This is a genomic window from Thermoanaerobacter sp. A7A (assembly GCF_000445185.1).
Taxonomy (GTDB): domain Bacteria; phylum Bacillota; class Thermoanaerobacteria; order Thermoanaerobacterales; family Thermoanaerobacteraceae; genus Thermoanaerobacter.
This window is the reverse complement of the sequence record NZ_AVAF01000107.1, coordinates 1-9820: the sequence shown is the minus strand read 5'-3', so window position 1 is coordinate 9820 and position 9820 is coordinate 1. Positions and strand designations below refer to the sequence as shown.

10 protein-coding genes and 3 pseudogenes are annotated in these 9820 nt (G+C 32.3%); 2 read left to right on the top strand and 11 right to left on the bottom strand.

All coding sequences use genetic code 11. The features are described 5' to 3' along the window. Nucleotides 1–126: 126 nt before the first annotated feature. Nucleotides 127–234 (top strand): annotated as a pseudogene (locus M663_RS15380) (transposase); the annotation flags it as partial. 538 nt (nucleotides 235–772) lie between these two features. Here M663_RS15380 and M663_RS0107120 read toward each other — a convergent pair. The 7 genes from M663_RS0107120 to M663_RS0107090 form a co-directional block, all read right to left on the bottom strand. Continuing rightward, nucleotides 773–1441 (bottom strand): transaldolase family protein, encoded by a 669-nt coding sequence (locus tag M663_RS0107120; RefSeq protein WP_029688432.1) that lies wholly within the window; start codon nucleotides 1439–1441, stop codon nucleotides 773–775. Between the two features lie 137 nt (nucleotides 1442–1578). Continuing rightward, nucleotides 1579–1959, bottom strand: coding sequence for a PTS glucitol/sorbitol transporter subunit IIA (locus tag M663_RS0107115; RefSeq protein WP_029688431.1), 381 nt, complete (start codon nucleotides 1957–1959; stop codon nucleotides 1579–1581). Between the two features lie 85 nt (nucleotides 1960–2044). After that, entirely contained in the window at nucleotides 2045–3049 is a 1005-nt protein-coding gene (locus M663_RS0107110; RefSeq protein WP_029688429.1) for a PTS glucitol/sorbitol transporter subunit IIB, read from the bottom strand. 159 nt (nucleotides 3050–3208) lie between these two features. Next, nucleotides 3209–3757 carry a PTS glucitol/sorbitol transporter subunit IIC gene (locus tag M663_RS0107105; RefSeq protein WP_028991644.1) on the bottom strand — a complete coding sequence of 183 codons (549 nt, stop codon included), beginning with the start codon at nucleotides 3755–3757 and terminating at the stop codon, nucleotides 3209–3211. Between the two features lie 70 nt (nucleotides 3758–3827). Further along, the gene (locus M663_RS0107100; RefSeq protein WP_029688428.1) at nucleotides 3828–4211 is read right to left on the bottom strand and encodes a transcriptional regulator GutM; all 384 of its coding nucleotides are present in this window, start codon (nucleotides 4209–4211) and stop codon (nucleotides 3828–3830) included. 50 nt (nucleotides 4212–4261) lie between these two features. Continuing rightward, the gene (locus M663_RS0107095) at nucleotides 4262–5221 is read right to left on the bottom strand and encodes a sugar-binding transcriptional regulator (protein ID WP_003871421.1); all 960 of its coding nucleotides are present in this window, start codon (nucleotides 5219–5221) and stop codon (nucleotides 4262–4264) included. A 134-nt stretch (nucleotides 5222–5355) separates the two neighbouring features. After that, entirely contained in the window at nucleotides 5356–6180 is an 825-nt protein-coding gene (locus M663_RS0107090) for an SDR family oxidoreductase (RefSeq protein ID WP_019907270.1), read from the bottom strand. Nucleotides 6181–6422: 242 nt separating this feature from the next. On the opposite strand from M663_RS0107090, the pseudogene M663_RS15375 reads away from it, so the two are divergent. Continuing rightward, a pseudogene (locus M663_RS15375) lies at nucleotides 6423–6605 on the top strand (transposase); the annotation flags it as partial. Between the two features lie 167 nt (nucleotides 6606–6772). On the opposite strand, the pseudogene M663_RS15370 reads toward M663_RS15375, so the two are convergent. The 4 genes and pseudogenes from M663_RS15370 to M663_RS0107070 form a co-directional block, all read right to left on the bottom strand. Beyond that, nucleotides 6773–6937 (bottom strand): annotated as a pseudogene (locus M663_RS15370) (transposase); the annotation flags it as partial. 204 nt (nucleotides 6938–7141) lie between these two features. Continuing rightward, nucleotides 7142–8038 carry an ATP-dependent 6-phosphofructokinase gene (locus tag M663_RS0107080; protein WP_003871423.1) on the bottom strand — a complete coding sequence of 299 codons (897 nt, stop codon included), beginning with the start codon at nucleotides 8036–8038 and terminating at the stop codon, nucleotides 7142–7144. Between the two features lie 26 nt (nucleotides 8039–8064). Continuing rightward, a complete protein-coding gene (locus tag M663_RS0107075; protein WP_004399711.1) occupies nucleotides 8065–8895 on the bottom strand; it encodes a class II fructose-bisphosphate aldolase in 831 nt (276 codons plus the stop codon). 55 nt (nucleotides 8896–8950) lie between these two features. After that, the coding region (locus M663_RS0107070; protein ID WP_029688427.1) for a transketolase family protein at nucleotides 8951–9820 on the bottom strand (870 nt) is incomplete at its 5' end.

Sequence of the window (9820 nt, the reverse complement as noted above, 5' to 3'; positions counted from 1 at the left end):
AATCAAATCCTAGTGGCTCAAGCTACTGAGCAAATTAAAGTTGACCCTTATGAGAGAACAAAAAAAAGAAAGGCAGGATTATCGTAATGGCTATTATTCGAGAAATTTAGTTACAGAGCTTGAACTCTCACCTTAAGAGTTCCAAGACTCCGCAATGGCAAATTTACCACTGACCTTTTTAACCGTTACCAGAGAAGTGAACAAGCACTTTTATTGGCACTAATGGAGATATGGTCTTGTGGCAAAAAGTACTTGGATACGGCCGAGTATTTTAAATGGCAAAAAAACAAGAGAAAAGATAGTTAACCATTATCATCACCGGTAGCTTTTAATAACTGCTGAAGGCTCTTGGTGTCAAGGGCTGTCAAGGCCCGACGATAGCGTATCTTTGACACCTACATGTCCGGAGGCAGTATAATAGGCCGTGCAGCGGTAATATGAGCATCTGGTTGTATTCACTGAAATTTTTATACAGAAATTTGGATTTGACCTATTCTGATGCCTCTTTTTTAAAAAGCTCCCTGTTTTAATAAAATATTCCTCATGCTCTACTCGCCACGGTCTCTGTCATTTGCCCTCCCTTGTCATAGCAATTGATAAAACTCTTATTTAGTTTATATTAACAGAGTAACTCTCTTTTGTAATGTAGTCATCAAATTTCCTCTTTAAATATTTTAAAGCCGCAATCTTGATTTATTTATAATTATGTTATTTCATATTTTCGCATTATCCTAAATTTTACCTATTTGTAATTACTTCTAAATATAATTTCCTATGTTCGTATTTTTTTATTACCATAAAAAATTTCCCAATCTTTAACAAATTGCAACACACTCCAATCAGTCATTGGATGGAAAATCATTTGATTTATCATATTATAATTAACCGTAATAGCATGAGCTCCAGCCATACATACTCCATGAATTTGTTCGACATTTTTAAAACTTGCTGCAATAACTTTAGTATTAAAATTATATATATTTATAAGTTTTACAATATCTGATACAACTTTAATGCCATTTGCGGAGATATTATCCAATCTGTTTACATAAGGCGCTACGAAATCGGCACCAGATTTAGCCGCTATAAGAGCCTGTTGAGGTGTAAATACAGCAGTCGCCGTTGTTTTTATTTCTCCTTTAAGCATTTTTATGGCTTTTATTCCTTCAGGTATTACGGGTATTTTTATATATAAATTTCCTCCTATTTCTTTATTTATATATTTTGCTTCTTCTACAATTTCATCTGCTTTCTGGCTAATAACCTGTACATGAAGCATTTTATCATATCCTATCATATCTCTAATTTCCTTCAATAATTCAATAAAATCCCTTTTTTCCTTTGCTATTATAGAAGGATTTGTCGTTATACCATCTATCGGATACATTTCAATGCTTTGTTTAATTTCTTTTATGTTAGCTGTATCCATTAATAATAACATAATAATTTTCCTCCCTTCTTTTTGTCCTTGTATAACCTTAAATTTTTCATAAACTAAACAAAACGAAACGGAGAAAATCCATAAAAAGCAAAGTTAAACACACATCTCTACTTGGTTTTATGGTAAATTAATTATTATTATTCCCTCACAATTACTATTGCATCCCCTACATTTATAATTGGTATATTTTTATTTTCTACATGTAAAGTTCCGGGTAGTTCTGCTGTCGTACTTCCGTCAAATTTTACAGTAATGTGTCCTAGATTTTTAAGGTTAATATTGACCAATTCACCCACTGCTGTTATTTTAAATTTTTCTTTATTTATTTTAAGTATATCTCCAACTTCTATATTTTTATAATCTAAATGTACTTTATTTATGTTATTATCATGTAGTACACAATAATCAATTAGTTCATCCGGAACATTATCTCGAAATAATATAATAATTTTTTCTGAATAAAAATCTTGTACCTTTGCACCTATTTTAGTAACAATTGTTTCATAAATAGTATTCATTTTGCTCACCTCCGAATAAAATTCTTAATATATAATAAGGGAAGAAGATAGGTACACTATCTTCTTGCCCTACATTATTTACTACTCATTTTGAATAAAGGCCAAAACTTGCAAGCCATGCAATAAATACGGTGGTAGGACCAGTCAAGAATCTACTATACAATACAGATGGTACACCAACTTCTACTGTTTCCGGTTCTGCTTCTGCAAGTCCAAGCCCCACAGGTATAAAATCGCATGCCGCCTGTGAGTTTATTGCAAATAAAGCAGGCAAAGATAATTGTGGAGGAATATGGCCTTTTGCTATTTCAACACCAACTAATACACCTATAACCTGAGCTATTACCGCACCAGGTCCTAAAAACGGCGAAAGGAATGGAAAAGAACAAATTGCTGATAATAGTAACAATCCGGGTAATGTACCTGCAAGAGGTGTTAATAAGTGTGCTAATACATCGCCTATTCCAGATTTTAATATTATGCCAATCAGCATAGATACAAAAGCCATAAATGGAAGAATCGTCCTTAATACTGTATCTATAGTATCACGCCCTGCTTGATATAGTACCCCAACTAAGTATCCCATGCCTTTACCTATTTTAACCATTAAATTTCCTGTATTTGATTGTTCACTAATTTTTTTACTTGTATCATACTTTGGCTTTGGAGTTGCTGCTGCAACTTCTTCAATGTTAGCTTTGATTTCTTCTATAGGCCCATTAAATAGTTCTATGTTGTTCGTTTTAACTCCTGAGACATATATATCAGGTTTAATATATTGTGAAAGCGGGCCGCTTGGACCAGCAGGTGTCAAATTTACTGTTGGTATATTTTTTTGAGGGTATATACCACACCTTAATGTTCCACCACAATCTATTATTACGCACGCAATTTCATCATCCGGAACTGTAGTTTTGAAACCGTCTATCAGTTCACAACCCGTTAACTCAGCAATCCTTTTCGCAACAGGTGAAATATCTCCTCCTGTAATCGTCACAACTTTGTTTCTTTTCTCTGTAGGCGTTATAATTAAAGGTCCACCAAATCCACCTGGCCCCGCAGTTATCTTTATATTCCTATATTTGCTCATTTTTCATCCTCCTTTATTGTAAATTTTGTGTTATTAAAAGTATTTTAACTAAAAATTTCCTTAGTAAAGGCTTCATAAATATTTTTTTAACTTCATTTCTTCTGTTAAGCAATTCATCTAGGATAACTTAATTTTTTATCATCAAGATTATTATCAAGATTATTTAAGAGAAATTTCTGTCTTTAATTTAACATTTTGTTGCTTTTCAACCCAAGAAGTTGTGAAATCTGTTATCCAACCTCTAAAGAAATTCGTTACAACTCCTACCAAAAAATATCTTAAAGCCAAGTCACTTGTTGGCAAACCTAGTTGAGTAATACCATTCGCTATACCTAAAAACACAAAGAGTTCAGCTGGATTTACATGCGGAAACAGTCCATTCATGGTATGACATGAAAAGGATGCTGCTGCATAATAGCTAGGTTTGTATTTTTCTGGTAAAAATTTACCTAATGATAATGTCATGGGATTGCAGAAAAAGAATGTTCCAACCACAGGTAGTATAAGATATCTTGTAAATACATTTCTTGAACTAGCTTTTGCTAATTTTTCAACCTTTTCAGGACCAACAAATTTTATTAATGCATTCATCGCAACAAGGAGCATTATTAATGTGGGAACTATCCCAGAAAGCATATTTACAAATGTTTTCCCACCTTCTTGAAATAAACCTATAAAAACTTCCGCCGCATGTGTCAATACTTCCATAAAATTACCTCCTTTTTGTTCTTTTATTTAATTTTGCATAACTACTTATAAACTATCTAAAACATTTCTTCTATTCCTCACCTCCTTCACCAGAAAATTTTTTAAAATTTTCTATTGCATTCTCTATAGCTTTAGCTGTCAATTTGTCAAAATTTTTTAGTGTGTTATTATCTATACTGAGAATATTTTTGTCTTCTAATCCTTTCACAGGTTTCATTCTGGCAAAGACCGAAACACCTTTCATTTTTTCAACTCGAATAATGTTACCACTTCCGTCGACCGCAATTAGAACAACTACCCCAGCTCTTATTTTGCCTTTGTTCTTCCCTATTGCAACTCTTCCTAATTCTCTCATTTTTTTTAAATGCTTATTAAAATGTTTTATTTGCAAATATCCTAAAATACTCTGTATAAACCATGCAGCTCCAAGCAATATAACTATATGCCAAACCATAAAATCCCTCTTTTAAAAATTGTTTCTAAAATTATTTAATAAAACATTTTTTACATATTGTTATTTAATTCAATTAATAATTTTGCAGTTCTTTCTGTAGTAATAAGCACATTTATAAATCTACCATTTAACGCTCCTAATATTGAGGGAACCTTTTCAAGAGATTCAGCAACTCCTATTGAATATTCAATATTTCGCAGTTTTTCTAAATCTATCGCTATTGTTCTATCATTTAAATCCGAATTTATAATATTACCATTTATGTCGTAAAATCTAGAACATATATCACCAACTGCATTTACCTTTTTCAAAAATTCAATATCTTCATTTCCAAAATAACCTGACCATATTAGATTAGAAGACTTAATAGGGGCGCCTATTCCTACCACTGCAATATTAACTTTATTCCATAATTCTAGTATTGATCTTAAATTATTATCATTCATAATAGCTTTTTTCGTTTCTTTTTCTGCAGTAATAGCCGGAGCATAGAGATAATGTCCTTTAGCCTTAAAGGCAGACGCAACTTTTGATACTATTGTATTAACATGGTATTCACTTTCTATGTTTCCTGGTCCACCTACAAGGGGAATAATATTAGCAGATATACTATTACAGTCCGACAATGCATTTGCAACTGCAGCCATGGTAGTACCCCATGCAAACCCAATTACGTCACCATCTTTAACAATTCTCTTTAAATATTCTGCTCCGGCTTTACCAAGCATTTGTTTTAATATTATTTCGTTTTGCTCATCTGTAGATGGTATAACAACTGCTTCTTTTAAAGAAAATTTACTTTCTAATAATTTTTCCAATTCTAAGCACTCACCAAAATCACTTTTGATCACGATTTCTACTATTCCCTTTTCTCTTGCCTTTTTCAAAAGTCTACTTATAGTTGTCCGATAAATACCTAATTTTTTTGATATCTCACTTTGAGTTAAGTTTTCAATATAATACATCTGAGCAATTTTAGCAAGAAGCCTTGTTTCTTCCCACTTACTCATAGCATCACCCCTCATTTTTTATTCTACTTTAGTAGTATAAACTTTTTGACACAAATGTGCAATAGTGTAATATTTGATTTATAAAACGCAAAACATGAGGGGTGATGAGAGTAGAAAATTATATGTTGAGCAACTTAACCACGAGATTTTCCACCTGAAATGTTGTAAGTAACTCCATGAATATAACTTGCTCTTTCTGAAGCCAAAAAACAAACCAAATCTGCTATTTCACTAACTCTACCAGCTCTTCCTAGAGGTATTGATTTATTTTCATAATTTTCTCTTAATTTTTCTACAGTGATACCTCTCGTATAAGCAAGAGCCTCTTCATATTCTAAAGTTCTTAATCCTGTATCTTCAATAATTCCTGGAGCAACTCCTACAACTCTTATTCCATATTTGCCCAATTCCTTTGCCCATGACCTTGTAAAAGCATAAATAGCACCTTTTGTTCCTGCATAGCAACTCTGACCTTCTGAACCTTCAAGACCTGCTTCCGAGCTCATATTAATTATGACACCGCATCCATTTTTTATCATTTCTCGCGCTACTTCCTGAGTGCAGAAAAAAGTGCCCTTTTGATTTATTGCTACCATTAAGTCAAAATCTTGCTCGTTTAACTCATATTTTCCGTTTGGATCTTTAGGATCTACTAAAAGTCTTGGAATATTTATACCAGCATTATTAACCAATATATCAATTTTTCTAAATATCTTAATAACATTCTCTACCATCTTCCTAACACTATCTTTTTTGGCAACATCTGTTTGTAAAAATAGATGTCTTTTTCTTCCCCCACTTAATTGATTTATGACTTTCTCACCATCAGAATTTATATCAGCTATAACTACTGATGCTCCTTGTTCTGCTAACTTAATTGCTATTTCTTTACCTATACCAGAAGCACCTCCTGTTATTATCGCAACTTTGTTTTCTAGATTTAACCACGATTCTCCCATCATATCTACCTCCAACTATATATGTTTTAATTGTCGTCAGGCTTTTTATTTATATTTTTGTTTCTTCTAAATTATTACTGCATGATATATTTTAGTCGTATCTTAATCAAATTTGCACATTTGTGCAATATAATGTAATTTGTGCAGGAGTTTATATTATATATATTCGCTATAAATTTTAAAATTCCTGCTTATGATAAAAATTTTTTTATTAATCTTATCAATCTCTTATTCACTACAAAGCCTATTCCTTTCATACAGCGTGCGATAAAAATGGATTTGTATTAGGAGTAAAAGTAACAGCTGCAAATGTGCATGACAGCGTGATGTTTGAAGAAGTATTAGAAGAAGTTGAGGGAAAAGTAGGAACACCAAAAGCAATAGCCCCACTTTCTACGTTCCGAAAGTGGGGCTTAAAATTAATTTTGTCAACAAACTGAATATCACTTTACACTTTGTATATAAAGTGATTCAGATTGAAGACAAACCCCACTTTTTATACATGTAAAAAGTGGGGTTTGCTTTATATTTGGATATAATTGTATATAATCTGATGAATATTGGATAAAAACATGCAAATTATGAATTTGTGTTTTATTGCTTCTTCTAGTATCCTCGTAAATATTTTTTCGAATATATCTGTGTTTTTGAATTTTCTTTCATAGTTTTTCCCAAAGGTAGAAAAGTGGGGTATTTCTTCGTTTAATCCATATCCTCAAAACCATCTGTAGGTCACATGTGTTTGTATTTCTATTGTTAGTATGTTTTTGTAAATGATAAAATATGTATTTAATGCACTTATTCTGTATGCCTAAATTTTAGCATCTAAACAATATATATAATAGACATTCAAAATAAGTGCTCTATACTTCAAACAAGGTCACTTCTACCTGCCCTCAATATATTAGTATATAACCTAAAATATAGTACAAAAGAACGAAAAAGAAACTATTGGAAATAATTATAAATTGCAATTCCCAATTTTACCCAATGTATAGCAAACCATTTTCCCATAATCATTTTTTTTAATTAAATCAAAGGCTTGCTTTGCAAATTGTTTTGCCATATATCTATCATATGCAGTGGGACTTCCTCCTCTTTGTTTATGTCCTATGATTGTTACATGTACTTTTCTGTTTAAAGCTTGTTGTAACAATTCGCTATAATGCATTGTTCTTTTTAGTCCTTCACAGATTGTTATTATTATGTATTTATTGCCATTACTAAATTTTTCCTTTACCATATTAACAAGTTCTTCATCACTAATTGGCATTTCAGGTATCAATGCTATATCTGCTGCACCTTGATCAAATGCAGCCTTTGCTATATTTCCAGAATCGCCTCCTAATGTTTCCACTATGTATATTTTGCCAGGCATAGCAGTAGCAGTATCTTCAATATCATTTATAACCTCCAGTGTTTTATTAATAGCGGTATCAAAACCTAGTGTATAATCTGTACCTTTGACATCATTATCTATCGTGGCTGGGACTCCAACTACCTTTATTCCTAAATCAGACAATTTTTTAGCAGCTCTTAAAGAGCCATCTCCGCCTAATACCACCAGCCAATCTACTCCACTCTTGTTCAAATTTTGCTTTAAATAAATCATTTTTTTGTCATCTTTTAAATTTTCATATCGACCTGTGAATAATATACTTCCTCCTCTTTTCCCTAATGACATACCACTTATACTATTAAAATTAAGATCGATAAAATTATTTTCCTCTACCCCTTTATACCCTCCAATATATCCAATCAAATCACAATCCGTTTTGCTACATAATTTTGCTAATTCCAATATAAACGCATTCATTCCGGGGCAATCCCCTCCACTTGTTACTACACCTATCTTCATGAAATTCACCTCGGAGATATCGATAATCATATCCTATTAAAACTACCAAATATCTCAATATATTGTTTTACAAGTTCTTTGATATCATTCTGAATAGTAGAAATTAAATGTCTTACATCATTTTTATTAATAGTTCCAATATATCTTTTTATAGTTTTAAAATATGTTATCTTTATTTCAGTTCCAATATTTACTTTACTTATACCTAATTTTATAGCTTTTTTTATATCTTCTAAAGGTATACCTGTGCCTCCATGTAAAACTAAAGGCACTGATGAAATATCATTAATTTTTGAGAGTCTTTCAAAATCTAACTTAGGTTTGTCTTTATATAATCCATGTGCATTCCCAATAGCTATTGCCAAAGAGTCTACTTTACTCCTTTCTATGAATTCCACTACACTATCCGGATCGGTTAATACATCATCAATATTTTCAACATTTTCTTCTATTCCTGATATTCTGCCTAATTCACCTTCTAATGGTATTCCTCTGTCATGGCATAATTCAGCTATCATTCTGGTATTTTTAATATTATTTTCAAAATCAAGCAGTGAGCCATCGTACATTATAGAATCAAATCCATCTTTTATACACTCTTTTATTATTTCTATATTTTTACCGTGATCAAGATGTAAAACAATAGGAATATTAAAATCTTCTTTTAGCTGTTTTACATAATTAACTATTTTTTTAACTCCTAAAAATTTAACTGTTCCCTCACTAGCCATCAAAAATGCAGGAGAACTCAATTCATATGCTCCTAAAACTATGCCTAATGCATCATCATAAAAATTAAAATTAAAACCTCCAATAGCATACTTATTCTTTCTCGCCGCTATAAGTAAATCATTCAAATTATGGGCCCCCTTTTTCACAATTTTTCTAATTTCTACTTCCTAAATTTATTCGTTAAGATATTTTAAGAATAGCTTTGGAGTTTTTAACAATATCCTCCGCTGTCAATCCATAATACTTTAAAAGCTCTTTAGGTGAACCGGATTTGCCAAATTGGTCTTTTATACCTATTCTCTTTATCTTTACTGGGTATTCTTCTGAAAGAACTTCTGCCACAGCAGACCCAAGTCCTCCTATTATGTTGTGCTCTTCTGCTGTTATAACTTTGCCCGTCTTTTTAGCTACTTCCACTATTAAATCTTTGTCTATAGGTTTTATTGTGTGTATGTTAACAACTGTCGCCTCTATTCCCTCTTCTTTTAATTTGTCTGCTGCTTCAATCGCTATGGCTACCATTATCCCTGTCGCTATTATCGCTACGTTTTTCCCTTCTCTTATTACTTCACCTTTTCCTAATTCAAATTTGTAGTTTTGATCGTGTATATCTGGTACTGCCATCCTCCCCAATCTTATGTATACTGGTCCATAGTGTTCTGCAGCCGCAAATATGGCTTGTCTCGTCTCTTCTGCATCGGCTGGGTTTATTACCACCATCCCAGGTATTCCTCTCATAAGGGATATATCCTCTATTGATTGGTGTGTCGCTCCGTCTTCTCCTACTGTTATGCCAGCATGGGTAGCTGCTATTTTTACGTTTAAGTGTGGATAACCTATGGAGTTTCTCACTTGCTCATAAGCTCTTCCTGTTGCAAATATGGCAAAAGTGCTGGCAAAAGGAATTTTCCCACAGGTAGCGAGTCCTGCTGCTGTTACCATCATATCTTGCTCTGATATTCCCATGTTAAAAAATCTATCTGGATATACTTTTTGAAAATCTGCCGTCTTTGTGGATTTTGATAGGTCAGCGTCTAATACCACTACATC

What these genes read in the sequence shown, in the direction of transcription:
- M663_RS0107120 (WP_029688432.1), bottom strand. Translation starts at nt 1,441, where the DNA reads ATGTTATTATTAATGGATACAGCTAACATAAAAGAAATTAAACAAAGC.
- M663_RS0107115 (WP_029688431.1), bottom strand. Translation starts at nt 1,959, where the DNA reads ATGAATACTATTTATGAAACAATTGTTACTAAAATAGGTGCAAAGGTA.
- M663_RS0107110 (WP_029688429.1), bottom strand. Translation starts at nt 3,049, where the DNA reads ATGAGCAAATATAGGAATATAAAGATAACTGCGGGGCCAGGTGGATTT.
- M663_RS0107105 (WP_028991644.1), bottom strand. Translation starts at nt 3,757, where the DNA reads ATGGAAGTATTGACACATGCGGCGGAAGTTTTTATAGGTTTATTTCAA.
- M663_RS0107100 (WP_029688428.1), bottom strand. Translation starts at nt 4,211, where the DNA reads ATGGTTTGGCATATAGTTATATTGCTTGGAGCTGCATGGTTTATACAG.
- M663_RS0107095 (WP_003871421.1), bottom strand. Translation starts at nt 5,221, where the DNA reads ATGAGTAAGTGGGAAGAAACAAGGCTTCTTGCTAAAATTGCTCAGATG.
- M663_RS0107090 (WP_019907270.1), bottom strand. Translation starts at nt 6,180, where the DNA reads ATGGGAGAATCGTGGTTAAATCTAGAAAACAAAGTTGCGATAATAACA.
- M663_RS0107080 (WP_003871423.1), bottom strand. Translation starts at nt 8,038, where the DNA reads ATGAAGATAGGTGTAGTAACAAGTGGAGGGGATTGCCCCGGAATGAAT.